Raw genomic sequence first — 22,879 nt, 5'->3', positions numbered from 1 at the left:
CTAAGCCGACGGCGGGCACGCGTCGCGGGTTCACCCGAACCCGGTGAGATGAACCACAGAACGGCGCCTGACGTTAACAAGCGGCAGGGGGTGAAACGCTTACGCAGCTCAGGAAGTTGGCGCGGGCCGGTATCGGGCCTGGTCGTCGATGATCGTCACCGGTATGCCGTTCAGCGCGCCGTTGCCGGACGGCTCGTCGACAAACGTCGGCGGGGAAAGCACATTCGTATTGACTCCCGGCGAGCTGTTGGCCACCGCCATGCGGGTGCCCGGCTTGCCGTGTCCCCAGCCGTGCGGCATCGACACCACACCCGGTTTGATCGCCTCGGTGACCTCGACGGGCACTCTGATCTCACCCGCCGCCGATTTCACGGTGACGATATCGTCGTCCGCGACGCCGCATCGGGCCGCGTCGTCGGGGTGAATCAGCAACGTGCACCGGTCCTTTCCCTTCATCAGCGCGGGCACGTTGTGCAGCCAGGTGTTGTTCGAGCGAAGGTGGCGGCGGCTCACCAGGACCAGCGGCTCGGCCGGCCGTTCCAGCCGGGCGGCCAGGCGGGGCAGGTCATCGAGGAGGTATTGCGGGGCGAGCCGGATCTTCTTGTCGGCGGTGCCCAGGATGTCCGGGAGTTGCCGGACCATCGGCCCGAAGTCGATGCCGTTCGGGTTGGCCTTCAACAGGTCCAGCGTGAGCCCGCCCGGGTTTTTGCCGTACTGGTCCCCGAATGGCCCGGTTCGCAGCGTGAGATCCAGCATGCGCTCGGGGCCGCCGTGCTCGTACAGCTTGCGGATTTCCGCCCCGTCGAGGCCCCGGGTGAAGGCCAGGTAATCGAAGAAGCCGTCGTCGATCGCGACGACGTCGACATCCTCGGCCGGTGTGCCGGTGCACAGGCCGGTCAACCGGATCAGGATCTCCCATTCGTGCGGGCGGTCTCCCGGATCGAACACCGGCGCGGAGTAATTCGCGATGCTGCGGATCGCGAAAAGCAGGATCAGGTCGTCATGGTGCGGCTGCTCGAGCGGGGACAGCCCGGGCAGGATCACATCGGCGTGCCGCGTCGTCTCGTTGAGCCAAAGGTCAACGGAGATCATCGCTTCCAGCATCGGCAGCACCTCGTCGAGCTTGTCGCCGCCGGGCGTGGACAACACCGGGTTGCCCGCGACCGTGATCAGCGCCTTGAGTTGCCCCTCGCCCGGGGTGGCGATCTCCTCGACCATGCAGGACACGGGCGCCTGGCCGAGCACTTCCTTCGCCCCGCGCACACGGGTGTGCCAGCGGCCGAATTCCGGAAGGCCGCCTTCCAGGCCGGGCAGCGGCTGCGTGGTGATCGACCAGGCCGCCGGCTTGGGGAACATCGCTCCCCCGGGCACGTCGAAATGGCCGGTCAGAATGTTGATGACGTCGACCAGCCAGCTGGCCAGGCTGCCGAACTCCTGGTTGCACAGGCCAATTCGGCCGTACACCACCGATTTCTCGGTGCCGGCGAGCTCGCGGGCCAATCGCCGGATGCGGTCCGCGCCGATGCCGGTGGCCGCGCTGACCCGTTCCGGGGGCCAGTCCGCGGCGACCCGGCGCATCGTATCGACGCCGTCGACGTGTGGTCCGGGATTGATCAGGTCTTCGTCGAACAGCGTGTGCGCGACGGCCAACAGCAGCGCGGCGTCGGTCCCGGGCACGATGGGAAGCCATTCGTCGGCGCGGGCCGCGGTCTGCGTGCGCACCGGGTCGATCACGATCACCTTGCCACGCTTGCGGATCCGGTCGATCAGGCCGATCACGTCGGGCGCGGCGAGAAGTGACCCCTGCGACGCGGCCGGGTTGGCGCCCATGATGACCATCAGGTCGGTGCGTTCGATGTCGGGCACGGGAAAGTTCCACCACAGGCCGTACATCAGGTGCGACGACAGGTTCTTCGGCCATTGGTCCACCGTCCCCGGCGAATACGTGACCGGCATCCCGGACATGCCCATCAGCACGCCCGCGTAGCGAGCCAACGAGAACGAATGCGCCAGCGGGTTGCCGGTGTAGGCGGTGACCGCCCCGATGCCGTACTTCTCGATCACCGGCGTCAGCAATTCGGTGCAGCGGCGAAACGCCGCGTCCCAGCTGACCTCGTGCCATCGCCCGTCGACCTTGACCATGGGGCGGCGGATGCGGTCCGGGTCGTCGTGGAGCGCCGCAAGTGAGACACCCTTCGGGCAGACGTGCCCACGGCTCCACACGTCGTCGCGGTTTCCCCGGATGCTGGTGACTTTGCCGCCGTCTACCTGAATCTCCAAGCCGCACATGGCTTCACACAGGGGGCAGGTGCGCAGATGCCTGCCGTCTTCGCCCGTCGTCACTCACCCACTGTATTACGCTACGGACCGTCGCGGAAGTGGCAAATCGGGACGCCCAGGGACCGATGCCGGGCGCGCCGGGACGCCGGCCGTGGAAATAGCGGCGCCGAACGCCACGTCGAGCGGGCACGAGGGATTTCCTTGAGAGCCATTTGAATCTGGTCGGCTAGCTGTACAAGGGCGAGTCGCCGAACTTAGCGTCGATGCCAGACGCCACATCCTTGGAAGGGAGCTGGCTCGTTGAGCATCCAAGCGGGCCCCGCGTATCGGGACGCGCCATGAGCGACCACCAAGCCATCGAATATCTCCGCGCTGAAGTGATCGACCGAATCGACGCCCAGCCCTTCGAGGACTGGTCCCCCGACCTGCTGCGGGCACTGATCGCCGTCTTCGATCTGAACGGCGTGACGCCGGCTGTCCCACGGGTTTTCCGGCCCCGCATCGTGAAGTAGCGGTCGCATCCGCGAAAGTGCGGCTGCCGAAACGTTTTCCGCGAAGGCTCATCGCCGCCTGCGCGCTCACGTATTAGGCTCCGGCATATTCCGCTGCGGGAGAACGGAGTCACGGCCGTGGACATATGGGAGCTGGTCGCCCGTGAACGGATCCGCGACACCCTCGCGCGGTACAACTGGGCGGGTGACGCCGGCGACGTGACCGGCCTTGCCAACACGTTCTGCACAGGGGGCGTGCTGGAGATCCGCGGTGCCGAGCCGCTGCGGGGGCGGGCGGCGATTGCGTCGTTCCTCGGCGGTGTCAACGTCGCCCGGCGCCCTGACGTCAAGCCGGTCGTCCGGCACAACCTCACCAACGTGCTGTTCACCGCGCTGACTCCCGAGGTGGCGCAGGTGTCCTCGTACTTCACCGTGGTCACCCATGCCGGGCTGGACCATTTCGGTCGCTACCGCGACACCTTGGTGCCCGACGGCGACGCCTGGCTCATCAAGCACCGCAAGGTGTCGACCGACTGGGCGGCCCCCGACTCGGCGATGGCCCGACCGACGGGCGGCTGAGTCCTGCGCGGAGATGAACGTCGGTGGCGATTTCGTTAAATGTCTAGCACATATGTTTGCCCGAGACCGCCCAGCGGCTACAGATAGAGATCACACCTAGAGATTGCGGTTAGTCCTGATTGCGTTCGCCGCTGGGGCCGGGGGCTGACCACAGGTCATGTGACCAGCGGTCATGGCCGTACAAATGAGACGAGCGGATATGCAACGACTCAGTGGGTTAGACGCGTTCTTTTTGTACCTGGAATCCCCGACGCAGCCCTTGAATGTTTGCTGTGTGGTGGAGCTGAACCCGGGTGACATGCCCGGTGGTTACCGCTTCGGCCAATTCCGGGAAGCGCTGTCGGCGCGGGTGGACGCCGTGCCGGAATTCCGCCTCAAACTGGCCGACAGCCAGCTGAACTTCGACCATCCGGTCTGGGTGGACGACGACCGTTTCGACCTGGCGCGTCATCTCCACCGGGTCGCCCTGCCCGCTCCTGGAGGATCCAGGGAGTTAGCGGAGATCTGCGGCCACGTTGCCGGGCTGCCGCTGGATCGCGACCGCCCGCTGTGGGAGATGTGGGTGATCGAGGGGCTGCACGGCGGCGACGCGCTGTCCGTGATCCTCAAGGCCCACCACGCGGTGGTCGACGGCGTCGGCGGGGCAAACCTGTTGGCCCAGCTGTGCAGCACGGTGCCGGACGCCCCGGCGCCGAAACCGGCGACCCGCGCCGGGGCGGCGAATCCCCTCCAGATCGCCGCGTCCGGGCTCATCGGTGCGGGGTTGCGGCCGTGGCGCCTGGCCAAGGTGGTGCCGGCGACGGCCCTCACGCTGGCGCAAACGATTCTCCGCGCCCGCGGCGGCGGACACACGATGGCCGCCCCGTTCACGGCGCCTCCGACGGCGTTCAACGGTCCGTTCACCCGTCGCCGCAATGTCGCCTTGACGACGCTCGACCTCGAGGACGTCAAGAAGGTGAAAAACCGGTTCGGCGTCACCATCAACGACGTGGTGACGGCGCTGTGCGCAGGGGCGCTACGGCAGTTCGTGCTGGACCGCGGCGAACTGTCGGACCACCCGATGGTGGCCAGCGTGCCGGTCTCGGTGCGGGGCAAGTCCGACCGGCCGGGCCGCAACCAGACCACCTGGATGCTCTGCCGGCTGGAAACCCACATCGACGACCCGGCCGAACGGCTGCGCCGCATCGCGGAGGGCAACGCCGCCGCCAAAGATCATGTCGCCGCCATGGGTTCCAGCCTGCTGCAGGACTGGACGCAAGTGGCCGGGCAGACCATGTTCGGCGCCGCGATGAAGCTGCTGCCCCGGATCCCCCTGCCCGAGAAGCCGCCGCACAACCTGGTGCTGTCCAACGTGCCCGGACCGCAGGAGCAGCTTTACTTCATGGGTTGCCGGGTCGACGCCATGTATCCGCTCGGCCCGATCATCGCGGGCGCCGGGCTCAACATCACCGTCATGTCGCTCAACGGCCGGCTCGGCGTCGGCCTCATCTCCTGCCCCGACCTGGTAGCCGACCTCTGGGACCTCGCCGACACCTTTCCCGCGGCGCTCAAAGAATTGCTGAATTGCAGCGAGCCCAGACACGACCAAGCCTGACCGCTGAGAGGAACCCCGTAGGGCCGCGCCGGCCCGGCATGGCAAGGTGACACCCGTGGCAGACACCGTTACGCAGCAGGACCTGCGCGAAATCAGCACTCCGAAGGGCGCTTTGCGCTACTACGACTGCGGCCCGGAATCCGCTCCGGTATTGCTGTTCCTGCACGGCTCGGGACCGGGCGTCACGGGGTGGCGCAACTTCCGCGGCATCCTGCCCGCGTTCGCCAAGCGGTTCCGCTGCCTGATCCTGGAGTTTCCCGGTTTCGGTGTGAGCGACGACTTCGGCGGCCACCCGATGGTCACCGCGTTCGGCACGGTGCCGCCCTTCCTGGACGCGCTCAGCGTGCAGCGGGTGCACATCGTCGGGAACTCGATGGGCGGCGGCGTCGGGATCAACTTCGCCACCAGCAGCCCGGACCGCGTCGGCCGATTGGTGACCATCGGCGGCATCGGGACCAACATCTTCAGCCCGAGCCCCAGCGAGGGGATCCGGCTGCTGCAGGAATTCGTCGAGGACCCTACCCGGCAGCGGCTGGTCGACTGGCTCAAGTCGATGGTTTACGACCAAGCCCTTATCACCGACGAACTCGTCGAGGAACGCTGGGAGCTGGCGACCGACCCGGACACGCTGGCCGCCGCGCGCCGCATGTACGGGAAGGCGGCGTTCGCCGCGATGAACGCCGCGATGGCCGCCTCGGACCGCCCGCTGCCGTGGGCCGTCATGCACAAGCTGTCCGCGCCCACCCTGCTGACGTGGGGACGCGACGACCGGGTGAGCCCACCGGACATGGCACTCATCCCGATGCGCACCATCCCCAACGCGGAGCTGCACATCTTTCCCAATTCGGGCCACTGGGCGATGATCGAGGCCAAGGAGGCGTTCGAGAGCACCGTGCTGGCGTTCCTCTCGCGCGGCTAGTGGCGATCGCGAGCGCGGCGAAGCCGGGCGAAGCGGGTCGCCACCATCAGGGCTAGGGCAGCCCGGCCAGGCCCTTGGTCAACAAGGCGTGGGCGTCGGGATTGCCGTCCAGAATCCGGCTGGTACGCGCCCCTATCAGCCATTGGCCGTCGACCCGGCGCAGCGCGAAATGGTTTGCGGTGCAACGCCAGACGTGATATCCGTCGTCGTCGCGGACCAGCACTACGGACTCGCACATCGCCACAGCCGAGTCGCCGGTGACCGTGACGACGCACGGCCCGAGGAAGTGGCAGCACCCCTTGGCCACCAGCTTCTGGTGGGCCGACGAAGTCACCATGGCGTGCACACCGGCCCGGCCTTCCATGCCCCAGCCGTCGACGTCGTAGCTGCCGTCGCTCGCCCACAGCCGCGCGGCGGCCTCTGGGTCCCCCGCGTCGACCGCCGGACCGTAGGAGGCGACGAGCCGCGCGATATCGCGTTCGTCCTCGAGCCGACTCACCCGAGCCGCCAAGTCGTCCGTCATGGTTTTCCTTACCTTTCTTGGAGGGTGGTTGTTGCGCTCGGCCGTAGGCTTTCAACTGCCCAGGGACGTCGGGTATGGCTTTCATGGTTTTGCTGTCTTCGATGGCCGAAGGAGATTGGCCGCCCGGGGTCCCGCGACGACTCGACCGCTAATTGAGAGATGCGATGTGATCGCTGTGTAAGGACACGCCGGCGTGGTCGTCTGCTGGGTTGATAGAAACCGAGACGGGAACGGAGGTGGTTGTGGCACAACCTGTGTGGGCTGGTGTGGACGCCGGGAAAGCGGACCATTACGGCGTGGTCATCGACGCTGAGGGCAAGTCGTTGCTGTCGCGGCGCGTCGCTAATGACGAGGCCGCGCTGCTGGAGTTGATCGACATGGTCGCGGCGCTGGCTGATGGCGGAGAAGTCACTTGGGCGATTGACCTCAACGCCGGCGGCGCTGCATTGCTGATCACGCTGCTGATCGCTGCCCAGCAGCGGCTGCTCTACATTCCCGGCCGCACTGTTCACCACGCCTCGGGTGGCTACCGCGGCGACGGCAAGACCGACGCCAAAGACGCTGCGGTGATTGCCGATCAGGCCCGGATGCGCCGCGACCTGCAACCGTTGCGCCCCGGCGACGACATCGCCGTCGAACTGCGCATCCTGACCAGTCGGCGCGCCGATCTGGTGGCCGATCGCACCCGCGCGATCAATCGGCTGCGCGCCCAGCTGCTGGAATACTTCCCGGCCCTGGAACGTGGCTTTGACTACAGCAAAAGCAAGGCCGCGCTGATCCTGCTCACCGGCTATCAAACCCCCGACGGGCTGCGCCGGGCCGGTGCCGCCCGGGTGGCAGCCTTTTTGCATAAACGCAAGGCCCGCAACGCCGATGCGGTCGCAACCGCCGCCATCGAGGCAGCCAACGCCCAACACACCATCGTGCCCGGACAACAGCTTGCCGCGGGCGTGGTCGCCCGCTTGGCTAAGGAGGTGATGGCCCTCGACACCGAAATCGGCGACACCGACGCGATGATCGAGGACCGATTTCGCCGCCACCGCCACGCCGAAATCATCCTGAGCATGCCCGGCTTCGGCGTCATCCTCGGCGCCGAGTTCCTCGCCGCCACCGGCGGCGACATGAGCGCCTTCCCCTCCGTCGACCGCCTCGCCGGCGTCTCGGGTCTGGCCCCAGTACCGCGAGATTCGGGCCGCATCAGCGGCAACCTCAAACGCCCCCGCCGCTACGACCGGCGCCTGCTGCGCGCCTGCTACCTGTCCGCTCTGGTCAGCATCCGCACCGATCCCGCCTCGCGCACCTACTACGACCGCAAACGCGCCGAAGGGAAACGCCACACCCAAGCCGTCTTGGCCCTGGCCCGTCGCCGACTCAACGTCCTGTGGGCCATGCTGCGCGACCACGCCGTCTACCAACCCGCAACCACTACTGCGGCGGCTTGACAACGTCATTGAGAATCTCCTCATCGTCGGGGTGCTGCGGTAGACCATTACGTAAGCTTCCATCGTCGTACCCCGCGAGACCGACCGGGTGCTCACCGTCGGCTGGGAGGTTCGTGACCGCCCGGCGCTGCAACGGGTCAAGGCCACCCTGGACACCGCCGGGACCCCGTCCAAGCAACTGTCGGTCGACGAGGCCAAGACCCGCCGCGTCGAAGAGGTGATCCATCTTCGAGGACTCTCGAGATATCGCGCGGTACAACGGGGTTGGTACCTCATCAAGCCATGCAGTTTGCTCAAACGCGGATCAGGCCGCGCGAACTTTTCGATCCACCGCCCCTAAACAGACGTAAGAATCTCGTTAGAGGTTTGCACCCAAGCACTTCTCAGGTTGCCGGGCCCGTGGGTGGCGCGCTAGCTTGGTCGGGTTTGGAGCCGCGACCCGCCCTCGGTCAGCGGCCCCCATCGCGGGATGACGCGAAGCAACCATTTGTCTTGCGCTTGAAAGGGGTTGCGCGTGCGACAGCTTTCGCCGCTGCGGGTGATGTCGATGGGGCTCGAGGCCGCCGCGGGACTCAACGACGCGGTCGGCAGGCTGGCCTGCGCCGGGGTCGATGTCGCCACTCTGCCGGTCCGGATGGGCGCAAAGGTGCTCTCGGGTGAGGTGTCTCGCTCGACGCTGACCCGGCGGTGCGGGCGCGGCGACGGCCGGATGTGGATCGAGGTGCGCGGCATCGACGGGACCGACGGCGAGGCACATGGCCGCGCCGTCGTCGCCGCGCTGCGGGCACAGCCCGGCGTCACGAATGTCAGCCTGAACCGTCCGCTGTCGCGGGTGGTTGTCGAGATCGACGGGGACGCAGCGTCGCTGGACGCCATCTGCTCGTTGCTTGACGACACCGAAACAGGTTGGGGGGCAGCAGGTTCCACCCGCGCGGGCAGCCTGCCCGGCGACGGCCTGCTGTTGGCCACCCGGGGCGCGATGGTCGCCGTCAATGCCGCCGGGTTCGCGGTCGCCGTCGCGGGCCGAGCGTTGCGGTTGCCGGGGGCCCCGATCGCCGTCGAGGCGGCGTCGGCGATCGCGAATCACCAACCGTGGCTGCGGCGTCTGCTCGAGGACCGGGTCGGCGGCGGCGCGACGGACACGGCGTTGTCGCTGGCCGGCACCGTCGCGCACGTTGTCACGTTGTCACCGGCGAGGTTGTCGGTGGACCTGACGATGCAGGCGTTCAGGGCCGCCGAGGCCCGGGCCGCGGCGCGGGCGTGGGCCCGCTACGAGCCGGAGTTGGCCCGGCACGCCGACGAATCGGAGATGCATCGCTGCCCGCGCCCCGTTCCGCCGCCGGCCGGGCCGATCGAACGTCATGGGAAGCGCATGGCGTGGGTGCAGATCCTCGGTGTCGGCCTGACCGGTGCCGTCACCCGCAACCTCACCGCGGCTTCGAACGCGGCGCTGGCCGCATCGCCAAAGGCGATGCGCACCACGCATGAGGCGTTCGCGAGCACCCTCGGCCGTGGCTTGGCCGATCGGCACGCGGTGCTGCCACTGCGCCCCGAAAGCCTGCGCCTGCTCGACAAGGTCGACGCACTGCTGATCGATCCGCGCGTGCTGTGCAGCGCTCAGATGCGGGTGGTACGCATCCGGGGCGCCCGCGACGGCGAGGTGCTGCAGGCGTGGGCCGACGCCCAGGAACTGCTCGACGACGGCCCGGCCCCGGGCTGGCACCCCATTCATCACGCGGCTGCCGCCCCGCTGGAGGCGCTCATCGCCCCGGCCCCCCACCCGCTGGCGTCGGCCGTGATCACCCAGGCGCGCGACTCCGCCGCGCGCCTGGCGTCGGTGGAGGCCGACCTGCTCGGCGACCTGCGACCGGCGTTCGACGTCATCCACCCGATCGGCAACGGCGGCATCGACGAGGCACTCGCCGACGCGGTGGCCGTTCTGCAACGGGAAGGACACACCGTCGCGGTGCTGTCCTCGTCCGGCGCACAAGCGCTTTCCGGCGCCGACGTGGCCCTGGGGATCAGGCCGGGCGCCGACGGGGCACCGCCCTGGAATGCGGACCTGATGCTCGACGACCTGACCGGGGCGTGGCGGGTGTTGCGCGCGTTGCCCGCGGCCAGGAGGGCGAGCCAGCAGGGCATCGCGATATCGGTGGGCGCTTCGGCGCTGGGAGCGCTGTTCATGGTGCCCGGGGTGCGCAGGTTGCGGGGGCCGGGGCCGGTGACCGTCGGCGCCGTCGCGGGGCTGCTATCCGGATACCTGTTGGCGCTGGGCACAATTCGTACGCCGGCGCCCCGGGCGGCCCCGGCGTACGAGTGGCACGCGATGTCGGCCGAGCGGGTCCGCGAGGTGCTCGCGGCGCTGCGTGACCCTGCCGAGACCAGCTCTGCGGCAACGGAATCCGAGCCGGGCGGACCGCGACTGTCCGCAACGGCGTGGGAGTTCACCAGGGCCGCCTTCGCCGAGCTGACCGGTGACCCGTTGACCCCGCTTCTCGGGTTGTGTTCCGCGGCCACCGCCGTGCTGGGGTCACCGGCCGACGCGCTGCTGGTCGGCACCGTACTGACCGGAAACGCGTTGCTTTCGACCGCCCAACAACTTCGGGCCGAGAACCGGCTGAACCGGTTGCTGGCTCAACAGACCCCGCCGGCGCGGTTGGTCAGCGATGGACCGGGCGCGACGCGCGGCTACCGCGAGGTCGTCATCGAGCAGCTGCGGCCCGGCGACGTGATCGAGGTACGCAGCGACGAGGTGGTTCCCGCCGACGCCCGCGTGATCGAGGCGCACGACCTCGAGGTCGACGAGTCGTCGCTGACCGGTGAATCCCTGTCGGTGCAGAAGCAGATCGAAGCCACACCGGGCGCCGAGCTGGCCGAGCGCCGCTGCATGATCTACGCCGGGACCACCGTCGTGGCGGGCACCGCGGTGGCGGTGGTCACCGCCGTCGGGGCCGACACCCAGACGCGTCGCGCGGCCGAACTGGCCTCCGGTGACCTGCCGACCGTCGGCCTACACCGTCAACTCAGCCAGTTGATGAGCCGCGCATTTCCGTTCAGCGCGGGTGGCGGCGTCCTGGTCGGCGCCCTGGGCCTGCTACGCGGCGGCGGTCTACGCCAGGCGCTCGGCAGCGCCATCGCGGTCGCCGTGGCGGCCGTCCCGGAGGGCTTGCCCCTGATGGCCACCCTCGCCCAGTCGGCGTCCGCGCAGCGGCTGGGCGAATGCGGGGCGCTGGTCCGTGTGCCGCGGGCGGCCGAGGCGCTCGGTCGCGTCGAGGTGGTCTGCTTCGACAAGACCGGGACGCTGAGCGAGAACCGGCTTCGCGTCGCCGAGGTGCGCCCGGTCGGGGAACATTCCCGCGAAGCCGTCCTGCGCTGCGCCGCCCAGGCCGCGCCGGCGGACGACGGCAACCCGCATGTGCATGCCACCGACGAGGCCATCATCAAGGCGGCGGACGCGGCGGCGGGTTCCGGCTCGCGATCCGAGCCGGACGCTCATCTGCCGTTCCGTTCCGGCAGGGCGTTCTCGGGCTCGGTGACGGGTACGGAGCTGACCGTCAAGGGCGCGCCGGAGGTGGTCTTGGCGGCGTGCGGCAACGTCGGCGCGCAGGTGGATGACGCGGTCGCCGCCCTGACGACCGCGGGGCTGCGGACGATCGCGGTGGCCCAACGCCGGCTGAACGCGGCACAGGCGCGGTCGGTCCGCGAAGACCCCGATCGCATCGCCGAGTTGTGCGGCACCGAACTGACGCTGACCGGATTCTTGGGGCTCTCCGACACCCCGCGCCCCCAGGCGCCGCGGCTGCTGGCCGGCCTGGCCGACCGTGGCGTGGCCGTCCGACTGATCACCGGCGACCATCCCGTCACCGCGACCGCTATCGCCCGGGAGCTGGGTGTCCAGGTGAGCGCCGACCAGGTGATCACCGGATCCGAATGGAACGCGATGTCCCGCCAGGATCAGCAGCGCGCGGTGTCCGAACGGGTGATCTTTGCCCGGATGTCACCGGAGAACAAGGTGCAGGTGGTCCAGACGCTCGAGCGTGCCGGAAGGGTGTGCGCCATGGTGGGTGACGGCGCGAACGACGCCGCCGCGATCCGGGCGGCAAGCGTCGGCGTCGGCGTGGTCGCACGCGGCAGCGACTCCGCCCACACCACCGCCGACCTGGTGCTGACCGACGGCCGCATCGAGACACTGGTGGACGCCATCGACGAGGGACGCCGACTGTGGCGCGGGGTCCAGGCGGCGGTGGCCGGGCTGCTAGGCGGCAATGCCGGCGAGGTGATCTTCTCTGTCATCGGCACGGCGCTCACCGGGACCTCGCCGCTGAACACCCGCCAGTTGCTGCTGATCAACATGCTCACCGACGCGTTGCCCGCGACCGCGGTCGCCGTCAGCACGCCGGCCGGGCCGGTGCAACGCGTCGGGCGCGGCATCGACGAGCAGGCGCTGCGGCGCGCCGTGGCGGCGCGCGGGGCACTCACCGCCGGCGCCGCCACGGCCGCGTGGGTGATGGCCTCGGTGACCGGGCTACCGCAGCGGGCCTCCACCGTCGCGTTGATCTCGCTGGTCGCCGTCGAGCTCGGCCAGACGGTGGTCGACTCCCACGCACCCTTGGTGCTGCTCACCGCCGCCGGCTCGTTCGCCGCGTTCACCGCGATGGTGACCACCCCGGGAATCAGCCAGCTGCTGGGCTGCACACCGGTCGGCCCCCTGGGCTGGGCGCAGGGGCTGGGCACCGCCGCGGCCGCGGTCCTCGCCGTCGCCACCACCAATCGGTTGCGGTCGGGTCAGCCGGACGCGCAGTCGCCACCCATCGATGACGAACCGGCGCCCCACGAGCAGCCACCCGGGTCGGCTGAAGTACCAGCGCAGCAGAAACACCCCCGAGCCCCGCATACTGCGGTCCTGATGGCGCCGGCGAAGGCCGCACGGGCACTGAAATCGGTTGACCGGCACCAGCATCGGGTCTCGGCCGAGGTCCTCAGGGATCGCCCGTGAGCCCCTCGGTCAGGGTCATCGCGGCGGCTTTGCGTGGATTATGAACACGCTTCTGCGGCGACCCTGATTCCTCGGCTATCGGCGATCTGCTCCGTCAGGCGGGTTTTCACGCCCAGGACACGGTCGACCCACGCTTGTGCGCCACCAGACCTAACGGGGTTCCCCGCGCATAGCGCAGCGTGAGCGTGCCGGGCGAGCCGGGGCGCCCGGGTTGGTGCACGCTCGTCACGGCATCGACCGCGGCTTTCGACATCCCTTGCAGTTTCGAGCAACTCGTCGCTCACTGCGCTGGGAGCGCTATCACATTTGCGCCCTCGTCGGCGAAGCTCTGACAATGCGCCCGTACTGTGCCCCTGGCGGGCGGATGACCATCACTGCCCTGCCAAGCAATCTCTCTCGTCATCGCGGCTTATTGACCAGGTCGAAACCCGGGTAGCCGGCCTTGGCGACCTCGTCGCAGATGTCGTTGTAAGTCGCGAAGCCCCCGACGAACAACATGAATCCCCTTGGCCTCCCAGGCACATTGGCGCCCATGTACCAGGAGTCCGCCTCGGTGAACAGTGTTGCCTCGGCGCGTCGGGCGCATTCGGCTCTCCAGCCGTCGACCGCATCGCGGGTCGGTTCAATTGCGGCGAAGCCGTGATCCTCGAGGTAGGCGATGGCCGCGGCGATCCAGTTCACCTGCGCCTCGGCGTGCAGCACCATATTCGCGAGGACAGCGGGCGCGCCCGGGCCTGAGATCAAGAACAGATTGGGGCATCGGTCGACACCCAGCCCCAGGTAGGTGCGCGGTCCGCCCTTCCAGTCGTCACACAGCCGCACACCGCCGCGGCCGACGATTTCGATCTTGTCCAGCGCTCCGGTGAGCGCATCGAAACCCGTTGCCAGCACGATTATGTCGACTTGATAGTGGGCGTCCGTGGTGTTGATGCCGGTCGGGTCAATCGATTCGATCGGGGTCTCGCGCAGGTTGATCAGTTTCACATTCGACCGGTTGAAGGTCTGAAAGTAGTTGCTGTCGGTGCAGATCCGCTTGGTGCCGATCGGGTCGGTAGGGATGAGCAGATCCGCAACGGCTGGGTCGTCGATGACGGCGCGGACCTTCTCCTCGTAGAACATGCGCGCCTCGTCGTTGGCCGCCGGATCGGTCATCTGATCCGGGAAGGTTTTGGAGAACAGCACGCCGCCTAACTGCCACCGCGTCTCGAAGGCCGCACGGCGCTCCTCGGGCGTGAACGCCATGGTGGGCTTCGAAGCGGTGATGTGTGGCGATCCGCCGCCGCTGCGCCATGACAGCCGGCGTCGGTGCGCGTAGTCCGCCTTGATCGCGTCGAGTTCCTCCGTCGACAGCGGCTTGTTGCCCGCCGGGACGCTGTAATTGGGGGTGCGCTGGAAGACGTAGAGCTGCTCGGCGCGCTCGGCGATGATCGGAATGGATTGGATGCCAGACGATCCTGTGCCGATCACAGCCACTCGCTTCCCCGTGAAGTTGACGGGTTCGTGCGGCGACGCGGCGGTGTGGTAGAGCTCGCCTGCGAATGTGCGCAGGCCGTCGAAGCTCGGGGTCAGCGCGGCCGACAGCGGACCGGTCGCCATCATGCAGAATCGCGCGGATAGCCGCTGGCCGGTGTCGGTGGTAGTCGTCCAGCGCAGCGTCGTCTCGTCGACGATGGCGGACACGACGCGGGTGTTGAACACCATGTCGCGGCGCAAGTCGAGTTTGTCGGCGACCCAGTTCAGGTACTCGAGGATCTCGGACTGGGCCGCGTACTTCTCCGTCCAGTTCCATCCTGCTGCAGTTCGTCGGAGAAGGAGTAGCAGTAGTCGACGCTTTCGACGTCGCAGCGCGCGCCCGGATACCGGTTGTAGTACCACGTACCGCCAATCTCGGGCGCCGCCTCGAGCACCTGCACCGACAACCCCTCGTTGCGCAACTTGTGCAGCGCCTAGAGACCGGCAACCCGGCGCCGACGACGACGACATCGAGGGGCTGCGCGCTACTCAACAGCCATAGACGGTAGAGGCCGTGGTCACGTCTGCCAGTCGCCGTTCCCGGCCACCGGACGCTGCGGTCGATTCGTCCCGGCTATCGGGCGCGCAGGCTGTCGTCGCCTGCGACGCGGGTTGCCTTGGCCACCCGACCGGCACCTTGTAGTCCGAGGAAGGTGGCCGCGGACTTTGCGTGGCGAACGAAGCAGGGCTGACCGTCGCGTGACGGACCCGGCCGGCGGGGGCCGGACGGCAGATCGAATTCTCTACGGCAATCCCGTCCGCTCACCGGGAAAGCCTTTGGGTCGGACAAGAACTGCGGTAGACCATTAATAAGCCCCCACACGTTAGGACGAACAGCATGAGCGAGCGGGTTATCGACCGGGTAGCGGCTCTGGCCGACCAGCTGCGTGAGCAGGCCGCCGAGGCCGAGCGGATCGGCCGGCTGACCGACGACACCGTGAAGCTGATGAAGGGCGCGGGCCTGATCCGGCTGCTGCAGACCAAGCAGTACCAGGGGTTCGAGGTGCATCCGCGGGAGTTCGCCGAGACGGTGATGGCCACCGCGGCGCTGGACCCGGCCGCCGGCTGGATCGTCGGCGTGGTGGGCGTGCACCCGTATCAGTTGGCCTACGCGGACCCCAAAGTCGCCGCCGAGATCTGGGCCGACGACGTCGACACCTGGATGGCCTCCCCTTACGCGCCGCAGGGGGTGGCAAAGCCCGTCGACGGCGGCTACCTGTTCAACGGGCGCTGGCAGTTCAGCTCGGGCACCGACCACTGCGACTGGATCATCCTGGGCGCGATGCTCGGCGACGATAAGGGCATTCCGTTGATGCCGCCGCAGATGCTGCACATGATCCTGCCGCGCAAGGACTACGAGATCGTCGAGGACTCGTGGAACGTGGTCGGCCTGCGCGGCACCGGCTCCAAGGACGTGATCGTGTCCGACGCGTTCGTGCCGGCTTACCGCACCATGGACGCGACCAAGGTGATGGATGGCACCGCCCAGCGCGAGGCCGGCATGACCGAGCCGCTGTATCTGATGCCGTGGTCGACGATGTTCCCGCTGGGCATCTCGGCGGCGACGATCGGCATCGCCGAGGGGGCGCTGGCCGCGCACCTGGACTACCAGCGTGAGCGTGTCGGGGCCACCGGAACCGCGATGAAGGACGACCCCTACGTGATGTTCGCCGTCGGCGAGGCCGCCGCCGACATCAATGCCGCCCGCCAGGAACTGCTGGCCAACGCCGACCGCATCTATGACATGGTCGCCGCCGGCCAGGAGGTGTCGTTTGCCGACCGCGCGGCCGGGCGGCGCACCCAGATCCGCGCTGTGTGGCGGGCGGTCTCGGCGGTCGACGAGATCTTCGCCCGCTCGGGCGGCAACGCGGCACGCATGGACAAGCCGCTGCAACGGTATTGGCGCGACGTGCATGTCGGCCACCTGCACGCCATCCACATGCCCGGCACCACCTATCACGCCTCGGCGCTCAGTTCGCTGGGCATCGACCCGCCCGAGGGCCCGCTGCGGGCTTTGATCTAGGAGAACGCGTTGACCGACCTGAAAAGTTTGGGCTACATCACCATTTCGACCAATGACATCGACCGCTGGCGGCAATTCGCCTTCGACATCCTGGGTTTCGCCGAAGGCAAGGGGCCCTACCCCGAGGCGCTGTATCTGCGGATGGACGAGCGCGCGGCCCGGCTCATCGTGGTGCCCGGCGAGACCGACCGGGTGCTCACCGTGGGCTGGGAGGTGCGTGACCGCCCCGCGCTGCAACGGGTCAAGGCCACCCTGGACACCGCCGGGACACCGTTCAAGCAACTGTCGGTCGAGGAGGCCGAGACCCGCCGCGTCGAAGAGGTGATCACCTTCGAGGACCCCGCCGGCACCACGCTCGAGGTGTTCCACGGCGCGGTGTTAGACCACAGCCCCGTCATCACCCCGTTCGGCGCGAGATTCGTCACCGGCGAGCAGGGCATGGGCCACGTGGTGATACCCGCCACCGATCCAAACGGGTTGTTCGACTTCTACACCGACGTGCTGGGGTTCCGTTCCCGCGGTGCGTTCCGGGTGCCGCTGCCCAAAGAGTTTGGGCCCGTGCGGGTTCGCTTCCTGGGCATCAACGAACGACACCACAGCCTGGCGATCGTGCCGGCCGCACATCAGCGCGACCCGCGCCTGGTGCACATCATGGTGGAGGTCGACAGCCTCGACGCCGTCGGGCAGGCGCTCGACCGCGTCAACGCCGAGGGCTTCCAGTTGTCCTCCACGCTGGGCCGGCACACCAACGACAAGATGGTGTCGTTCTACGTGCGCGCGCCCGGCGACTGGGACATCGAGTTCGGCACCGACGGCATGCGTGTCGACGAAAGCTACTACACCGCAGAGGAAATCACGGCCGACAGCTACTGGGGCCACCAGTGGATCGGCGAAATGCCCGCGGCCATGCGGCTATGACGCCCGATACCGACGTCACGCCGGTCCCGGCCTCCTCCGTCACGTCGTGGGATGACGAGGCCGACGTCGTCATCGCCGGGTACGGGGTGGCCGGCGCCGCGGCCGCGGTCGAAGCGGCGCGCTCCGGCGCCGATGTCCTCGTCCTGGAACGCACCGGGTCGTGGGGCGGCGCGGCGGCGATGGCCGGCGGGTTCATCTACCTCGGCGGCGGCACGCCGCTGCAAAAGGCCTGTGGCTTCGACGATTCCGTCGACAACATGGCGGCGTTCCTCAATGTCGCGATGGGGCCCGGCGCCGACGAGAACCGGATCGCCGACTACTGCGCCGGCAGCGTCGCCCACTACGAGTGGCTGGTCGGCTGCGGCGTGCCGTTCAAGGCCGAGTTCTTCTCCGAGCCGGGCTGGGAACCGATGGGCGATCAGGGCCTGATGTACAGCGGCGGCGAAAACGCCTACCCCTTCAACACCATCGCCTCCCCGGCGCCGCGTGGGCATGTCCCGCAGATGCAGAACAAGAAGCAGGGCGAGGCCAGCGCGGGCTACATGCTGATGAAGCCGCTCGTCGAAACCGCCACCGCAGCCGGCGCACGCGCGCGCTACGACGTCCGCGTGCAACGCCTCGTCGTCGAAGCCGACGGCAGGGTGGTCGGGATCCGCGCCCGCCAATACGGCACCGAGGTGACGATCCGGGCGCGCACCGGGGTGGTGCTCGCCACGGGCAGCTTCGCCTACAACGACGAGATGGTGGCGCGCTACGCCCCGCGAATCGCGGGCCGCCCGGCCGCTTCGATCGAACAGCACGACGGGCAGGCGATCCGGATGGCGCAGGCGCTGGGCGCCGACCTGGCACACATGGACGCCACCGAGGTCGCGATCTTCATCGACCCGCAACAACTGGTCCGCGGCATCCTGGTCAACGGCCGCGGCCAGCGCTACGTCGCCGAGGACACCTACCCCGGTCGCGTCGGCCAGCTGACGCTCTACCAACAGGACAACATCGCCTACCTGATCATCGACGACGATGCGCAGCAGGAGGCGATGGCGTCGTGGTCGCCCAAATTCATGCTGCGCCCGGCGACCTGGGTGGCCGACACCGTCGCCGACCTGGAAAGCGACATGGGCCTGGCGCCCGGCTCGCTGCAGGCGACCGTCGCCGCCTACAACGAGGGCGCCGCCCGCGGCGAGGACCCGCTGCTGCACAAGAAGCCCGAATGGCTCAAGCCGATCGGCTCCCCCGTCGGCGCCATCGATCTGCGGGAGAACACCGGCGGCTTCACGTTGGGCGGACTGGCCACCACGCTCGACGCCGAAGTGCTCCACGTCAGCGGTGACCCCATCCCCGGACTGTTCGCCGCCGGCCGTTGCACGGCGGGGCTGGCCGCCTGGGGCTATGCCAGCGGCATCTCGCTCGGTGACGGCAGCTTTTATGGCCGCCGAGCGGGTTCGTCCGCAGCCCGCGCCTGAAGCGCTCCCACCCCTACCGATGTCTGATTGCCGCGTGGCGCGCCTGTGTCCGCGGACGCCTCCCGCGAGTCACATGACAGCTACGACAGGCATGTGGTAGAAACAGATCTTCCTATTAGGAATATGTCAGTCAGATACAATGACGTCTGGTCCATGCCGCGGTGCGGGCCAGCCTGGAAGTGCGCTTGCTGTAGGGCACCAGCTTGCATCGTCCGTCGCCGCCCCAGCGCCAGTCGTGAAACGGGCAGGCGATCTCGTTGCCCTTGATCTCTCCCTGCGACAGGTCACCACCCATGTGCCGGCAGTATCCGTCCAGCACGTTGATGCTGCCGTCGGCCGCGCGGAAAACGACGAGCTTCTGCCCGAAGGCGTTGACGCCATGCGGCTTGCCGTCGCCTAGATCCCGGAGCAGGCCCAGGCAATGCCAGCCACGCGCGAACCGTGTCGGCGCGGCATCCGCTTCGATGACCCGAATCTGGTCGGGCTCCGACTGCGATGTCATAGCAGCTATTCAATCCCTGAAGCAGCGCTTGCGGCCGCGGCTTGTTCCACTCATCAGGAAGGCTCTTCCTCGGAGCCGTAGTCCCGGCCTACCGTTCTCAGCGTGACCGCGCACAGTACGACGATCCCGGCGGGCCTTGCCGTGACTGACACTTGCGTCGACCTGCTGGTGGTCGGCTCCGGCACCGGCATGGCCGCGGCACTGGCCGCCCACGAGCTCGGGCTGTCGGTACTGATCGTCGAGAAATCGTCATTCGTGGGCGGGTCGACCGCACGCTCGGGCGGCGCGCTGTGGCTGCCCGCCGGTCCGGTGCTGGACGAGGCCGGTGCCCACGACACGGCCGAGCGCGCCAACACCTACCTCGAGTCGGTGGTGGCGGGATCGGCACCGCGTCGGCGATCGACCGAATTCGTCACACACGTGCCCGCGACGGTGGCCATGCTGCGCCGTACCACGCCGCTGCGGCTGTTCTGGGCCCGCGACTACTCCGACTACCACCCCGAGGAGCCGGGCGGCAGCGCGGCCGGGCGGACCTGCGAGTGCCGTCCGCTGAACACCTCGATCCTGGGGGAATACCGCACCCGGCTGCGGCCCGGCGTCATGGAGGCCAGCGTCCCGGTCCCGACGACGGGTGCGGATTACCGCTGGATGAATCTGATGGCCCGCGTGCCACGGAAGGGCATCCCGACAATCGCCAAACGAGTGGCGCAGGGCGTGGGTGGCCTGCTTGTCGGCCGTCGCTACGCGGCGGGCGGGCAGGGCCTGGTGGCGGGGCTGTTCGCCGGCGTGCTGCGGGCCGGCATCCCGGTCTGGACGGACACCACGCTGTTGCGCTTCACCGGCGATTCCGACCGTGTCACCGGCGCGGTCGTGGATCACGCCGGCCGCGAGCTGACGATCACCGCCCGCCGCGGGGTGGTGCTGGCCACCGGCGGCTTCGACCACAGCATGGACATGCGGTGGAAATTCCAGTCCGAATCGCTGGGCGCCAACCTGAGCCTGGGCGCGGAGAGCAACACCGGCGACGGGATCCGTTCAGCTCAAGAGCTGGGCGCCGACATCGATTTGATGGATCAGGCGTGGTGGTTCCCCGCCGTTGCGCCGCTGCCCGGCAAAGCGCCCGTGGTGATGCTCGCCGAGCGATCGCTCCCGGGCTGCCTCATCGTGGACCAGAACGGCCGCCGCTTCACCAATGAGTCGACGGACTACATGTCCTTCGGCCAGCGGCTACTCGAACTGGAACGTGAGGGAATTCCGGTCGAAGCCATGTGGATCATCTTCGATCAGCAATACCGCAACAGCTATGTCTTTGGCGCCGACCTGTTTCCGCGCATGCGGATTCCGCAGGCCTGGTACGACGCTGGCATCGCGGTGCGGGCCTCTGGTCTTGGCGAGCTGGGCGCACAAATCAACGTCCCGGTCGCAGAGTTCACTGCAACGATGGCCCGGTTCAACGAAAACGCTTGTGCTGGAGAAGATCCCGACTTCGGCCGAGGACGCAGTGCCTATGACCGCTACTACGGCGATCCGACCGTCGCTCCGAACCCCAACCTGCGTCCGCTGCTCAAAGGACCGTTCTACGCCGTGAAGATGGTACTCAGCGACCTGGGGACCTGCGGCGGCCTGAAGGCCGACGGGCGGGCGCGGGTGGTCCACGAGGACGGCAACGTCATCGCCGGCCTGTACGCGATCGGCAACACCGCCGCCAACGCGTTCGGGACGACGTATCCGGGCGCGGGCGCGACGATCGCCCAGGGACTCGTGTACGGGTATATCGCGGCCCGCGACGCGGCAGGCGCCGATTAGTCGGCTTCGCGCTTGGCTTCGACCTGCTTCTCCACCTCGCGCCAATAGCCCGGCGTGGGACGAGGTTTCCCGGCGCCGCCTTTGGCCGCCTTTGCGATGACGGCGTCCGCCTCGTCGATGTCCTTCATCAGTTCCAGCGCGAACTCGCGCTCGGCGGCGTAGTACTTGGCGGCCCAACGCAGCGCGATAACCGAATACGCCCAGGCGGGTTCGACCTCGGCCCCCTCAGCGTCCTCGACCGCTTTGCGATGCCGGGCCTCGGCGTACGCCACATGCTCCTGGAGTAATTCCTTGAGCCGGGCCGGATTGCTGAGATGACCGAACGTCACCCGCGCAAGACGCTGTGCTTGAGCACCGGCGGGTCCACCGGCGCGTTGTTGGTCCAGTCAGTGACGGCGGCCATCCCGGCCGGGGTGATCTTGTAGAGCCGGCGGCTGCGGGTGCCCTCGTCGCGCTCGACGCGCGATGTCACCAGGCCCAGGCCCTCGAGTTTCTTCAGCTCCGTGTAGATCTGGCTGTACGACGGGCTCCAGTAGTAGAGATCGACGCTCCAGTCGATCCACTTCTTGAGGTCATAGCCGGAGACCTCCTCCTCGTAGGACATCATGCCCAGCAGCGCCCAGCTGGTGGCGGCAAGCGCCGCCTTCCCCTGGTTTCCGCTGGCAGCGGGCATTTTGGAGTCCACATCGCCAGAGTAACAACATGGGCCGGAAGATCGCGTGACATGGACCGCTAGCCGGGACGGGCTGTTGTGGGCGATTGTTGCAGGGTGAAATTCACCTTTCCCCTGCCCCACATGTTGCGCCTTCCCGCAATGACCCAGCCCTGGGAAGCCGCGGTCACGGGACCCGACCAGACCCGTATGGTCAAATGCGCCGACCGCTGGGGCTACGACATGATCGCCGTCCCCGAGCATCTCGTCATCCCCACCGAGCACGTCGGGCTGTCCGGGCCCCACTACCTGCACTCGACTGCCGCCCAGGCCTATATCGCCGGTGCGACCGAGCGGGTCGCCATCAACTCGTGCGTGACCATCCTGCCGCTGCACCAGCCGATCGACCTGGCCAAGGCGCTGGCAACCGCGGACTGGATGAGCGGGGGCCGGATGATGGTGACCTTCGGAGTCGGCTGGCTGGCACGGGAATTCGAGCTCCTCGGGGTGCCCTTCGGCGAACGGGGACGCATCGCCGACGAGTACCTGGCGGCCATCATCGAGCTGTGGACCAGCGACACACCGCGATTCGACGGCCGCTACGTGTCGTTCGACGACATCGCGTTCGAACCGAAACCCGTTCAGCGGCCGCATCTTCCGATCTGGATCGGCGGCGACGCCGACGCGGCGCTGCGCAGGGCGGCCAAGTACGCCTCCGGCTGGTGGCCGTTTTTGACACCGCCCGAACAAATCGCCGAAAAGCTCGACTACATCAAGTCCCAGCCGTCCTATGACGGCCGGCCGTTCGAGGTGATGCACGGGCTGAGCACCAACCGGGTCGGCGAGGGACACGTCGCCCGCGACGACCCGAACGGGCGGCCCGGCATGAGCGCCGGCGAGATCGTCGACCGGTTGGGCCGGCTCGCCGAACAGGGCGTGACGATGAGCGCGGTACCCATCCCCGCCGTCTCCGGCGTCGACGAATACCTCGACTACGCGCAATGGGTGATCGAGGAGATCAAGCCCAAGCTCACCTGATGGTCGAGCCGCACTTGCGCACCCACCACACCGCGGCGACGGTGCCGGCGATCCCGACGGCCACGGCGATGGCCAGGTGCGCGTGGGTGGATCGACGACTGCGCGCTTTTGGCAATCGATCGGTCAATGGGCCGGCCCGAA

Annotated in this window: 15 protein-coding genes and 4 pseudogenes; 12 read left to right on the top strand and 7 right to left on the bottom strand. The window is 68.3% G+C overall.

From position 1 onward, the window contains the following. Positions 1-108: 108 nt before the first annotated feature. A complete protein-coding gene (locus tag KXD96_RS15995) occupies positions 109-2,289 on the bottom strand; it encodes a molybdopterin-dependent oxidoreductase (protein ID WP_260745405.1) in 2,181 nt (726 codons plus the stop codon). 329 nt (positions 2,290-2,618) lie between these two features. On the opposite strand from KXD96_RS15995, the gene KXD96_RS15990 reads away from it, so the two are divergent. The 4 genes from KXD96_RS15990 (at position 2,619) to KXD96_RS15975 (ending at position 5,863) form a co-directional block, all read left to right on the top strand. Continuing rightward, complete coding sequence (locus KXD96_RS15990) at positions 2,619-2,792, top strand: hypothetical protein (RefSeq protein ID WP_260737229.1); 174 nt, start codon at positions 2,619-2,621, stop codon at positions 2,790-2,792. 117 nt (positions 2,793-2,909) lie between these two features. After that, positions 2,910-3,350, top strand: coding sequence for a nuclear transport factor 2 family protein (locus KXD96_RS15985; RefSeq protein WP_260737227.1), 441 nt, complete (start codon positions 2,910-2,912; stop codon positions 3,348-3,350). A 199-nt stretch (positions 3,351-3,549) separates the two neighbouring features. After that, on the top strand, positions 3,550-4,944 hold the full coding sequence (locus tag KXD96_RS15980; protein WP_260737225.1) for a wax ester/triacylglycerol synthase family O-acyltransferase: 1,395 nt from the start codon (positions 3,550-3,552) through the stop codon (positions 4,942-4,944). Between the two features lie 46 nt (positions 4,945-4,990). Then, a complete protein-coding gene (locus tag KXD96_RS15975; protein WP_260737223.1) occupies positions 4,991-5,863 on the top strand; it encodes an alpha/beta fold hydrolase in 873 nt (290 codons plus the stop codon). A gap of 52 nt (positions 5,864-5,915) precedes the next feature. On the opposite strand, the gene KXD96_RS15970 is transcribed toward KXD96_RS15975, so the two are convergent. Continuing rightward, a complete protein-coding gene (locus tag KXD96_RS15970; RefSeq protein ID WP_260737221.1) occupies positions 5,916-6,386 on the bottom strand; it encodes a nuclear transport factor 2 family protein in 471 nt (156 codons plus the stop codon). Between the two features lie 236 nt (positions 6,387-6,622). Here KXD96_RS15970 and KXD96_RS15965 point away from each other — a divergent pair, with 236 nt between their 5' ends. The 3 genes and pseudogenes from KXD96_RS15965 (at position 6,623) to KXD96_RS15955 (ending at position 12,824) form a co-directional block, all read left to right on the top strand. Beyond that, positions 6,623-7,828, top strand: a complete 1,206-nt coding sequence (locus KXD96_RS15965) for an IS110 family transposase (RefSeq protein WP_396876743.1) — start codon at positions 6,623-6,625, stop codon at positions 7,826-7,828. A 61-nt stretch (positions 7,829-7,889) separates the two neighbouring features. Further along, a pseudogene (locus tag KXD96_RS15960) lies at positions 7,890-8,051 on the top strand (2,3-dihydroxybiphenyl 1,2-dioxygenase); the annotation flags it as partial. A gap of 318 nt (positions 8,052-8,369) precedes the next feature. Further along, entirely contained in the window at positions 8,370-12,824 is a 4,455-nt protein-coding gene (locus KXD96_RS15955) for a cation-translocating P-type ATPase (RefSeq protein ID WP_396878817.1), read from the top strand. A gap of 106 nt (positions 12,825-12,930) precedes the next feature. On the opposite strand, the gene KXD96_RS15950 is transcribed toward KXD96_RS15955, so the two are convergent. Together KXD96_RS15950 and KXD96_RS15945 are read right to left on the bottom strand one after the other, a co-directional pair. Next, positions 12,931-13,077 carry a hypothetical protein gene (locus KXD96_RS15950; RefSeq protein ID WP_260737207.1) on the bottom strand — a complete coding sequence of 49 codons (147 nt, stop codon included), beginning with the start codon at positions 13,075-13,077 and terminating at the stop codon, positions 12,931-12,933. A gap of 146 nt (positions 13,078-13,223) precedes the next feature. Further along, positions 13,224-14,829, bottom strand: a pseudogene (locus KXD96_RS15945) (flavin-containing monooxygenase). Between the two features lie 345 nt (positions 14,830-15,174). Here KXD96_RS15945 and KXD96_RS15940 point away from each other — a divergent pair. The 3 genes from KXD96_RS15940 to KXD96_RS15930 are packed head-to-tail and all read left to right on the top strand — an operon-like array spanning position 15,175 to position 18,740. Beyond that, positions 15,175-16,359 (top strand): acyl-CoA dehydrogenase family protein, encoded by a 1,185-nt coding sequence (locus KXD96_RS15940; protein ID WP_260737202.1) that lies wholly within the window; start codon positions 15,175-15,177, stop codon positions 16,357-16,359. 9 nt (positions 16,360-16,368) lie between these two features. Next, complete coding sequence (gene bphC / locus KXD96_RS15935) at positions 16,369-17,277, top strand: biphenyl-2,3-diol 1,2-dioxygenase (RefSeq protein ID WP_260737200.1); 909 nt, start codon at positions 16,369-16,371, stop codon at positions 17,275-17,277. Continuing rightward, positions 17,274-18,740 carry an FAD-dependent oxidoreductase gene (locus KXD96_RS15930; RefSeq protein ID WP_260737198.1) on the top strand — a complete coding sequence of 489 codons (1,467 nt, stop codon included), beginning with the start codon at positions 17,274-17,276 and terminating at the stop codon, positions 18,738-18,740. Before bphC ends, KXD96_RS15930 begins: the two co-directional genes overlap by 4 nt. Positions 18,741-18,888: 148 nt before the next feature. On the opposite strand, the pseudogene KXD96_RS15925 reads toward KXD96_RS15930, so the two are convergent. Further along, a pseudogene (locus KXD96_RS15925) lies at positions 18,889-19,242 on the bottom strand (Rieske 2Fe-2S domain-containing protein); the annotation flags it as partial. Positions 19,243-19,344: 102 nt separating this feature from the next. On the opposite strand from KXD96_RS15925, the gene KXD96_RS15920 reads away from it, so the two are divergent. Beyond that, positions 19,345-21,048, top strand: coding sequence for a 3-ketosteroid-delta-1-dehydrogenase (locus KXD96_RS15920; protein WP_260737193.1), 1,704 nt, complete (start codon positions 19,345-19,347; stop codon positions 21,046-21,048). On the opposite strand, the pseudogene KXD96_RS15915 reads toward KXD96_RS15920, so the two are convergent. Continuing rightward, a pseudogene (locus KXD96_RS15915) lies at positions 21,045-21,721 on the bottom strand (helix-turn-helix transcriptional regulator). The gene KXD96_RS15920 and the pseudogene KXD96_RS15915 overlap by 4 nt on opposite strands. A gap of 96 nt (positions 21,722-21,817) precedes the next feature. Between KXD96_RS15915 and KXD96_RS15910 the strand changes: the two are divergent. After that, positions 21,818-22,738 (top strand): TIGR03619 family F420-dependent LLM class oxidoreductase, encoded by a 921-nt coding sequence (locus tag KXD96_RS15910; RefSeq protein ID WP_260737189.1) that lies wholly within the window; start codon positions 21,818-21,820, stop codon positions 22,736-22,738. On the opposite strand, the gene KXD96_RS15905 is transcribed toward KXD96_RS15910, so the two are convergent. After that, positions 22,731-22,865, bottom strand: coding sequence for a hypothetical protein (locus KXD96_RS15905; RefSeq protein WP_260737186.1), 135 nt, complete (start codon positions 22,863-22,865; stop codon positions 22,731-22,733). The genes KXD96_RS15910 and KXD96_RS15905 overlap by 8 nt on opposite strands. Positions 22,866-22,879 lie beyond the last annotated feature (14 nt).

The sequence above is a fragment of the Mycobacterium sp. SMC-2 genome (genome assembly GCF_025263485.1).
GTDB lineage: Bacteria > Actinomycetota > Actinomycetes > Mycobacteriales > Mycobacteriaceae > Mycobacterium.
This window is presented reverse-complemented; position numbering and strand designations above follow the sequence as displayed.

Excerpts from the sequence above, each read along its gene's own strand:
- KXD96_RS15930 (WP_260737198.1), top strand. The coding sequence starts at position 17,274 with ATGACGCCCGATACCGACGTCACGCCGGTCCCGGCCTCCTCCGTCACG.
- KXD96_RS15955 (WP_396878817.1), top strand. The coding sequence starts at position 8,370 with ATGTCGATGGGGCTCGAGGCCGCCGCGGGACTCAACGACGCGGTCGGC.
- KXD96_RS15970 (WP_260737221.1), bottom strand. The coding sequence starts at position 6,386 with ATGACGGACGACTTGGCGGCTCGGGTGAGTCGGCTCGAGGACGAACGC.
- KXD96_RS15940 (WP_260737202.1), top strand. The coding sequence starts at position 15,175 with ATGAGCGAGCGGGTTATCGACCGGGTAGCGGCTCTGGCCGACCAGCTG.
- KXD96_RS15950 (WP_260737207.1), bottom strand. The coding sequence starts at position 13,077 with ATGTCGAAAGCCGCGGTCGATGCCGTGACGAGCGTGCACCAACCCGGG.
- KXD96_RS15980 (WP_260737225.1), top strand. The coding sequence starts at position 3,550 with ATGCAACGACTCAGTGGGTTAGACGCGTTCTTTTTGTACCTGGAATCC.
- KXD96_RS15995 (WP_260745405.1), bottom strand. The coding sequence starts at position 2,289 with ATGTGCGGCTTGGAGATTCAGGTAGACGGCGGCAAAGTCACCAGCATC.
- KXD96_RS15990 (WP_260737229.1), top strand. The coding sequence starts at position 2,619 with ATGAGCGACCACCAAGCCATCGAATATCTCCGCGCTGAAGTGATCGAC.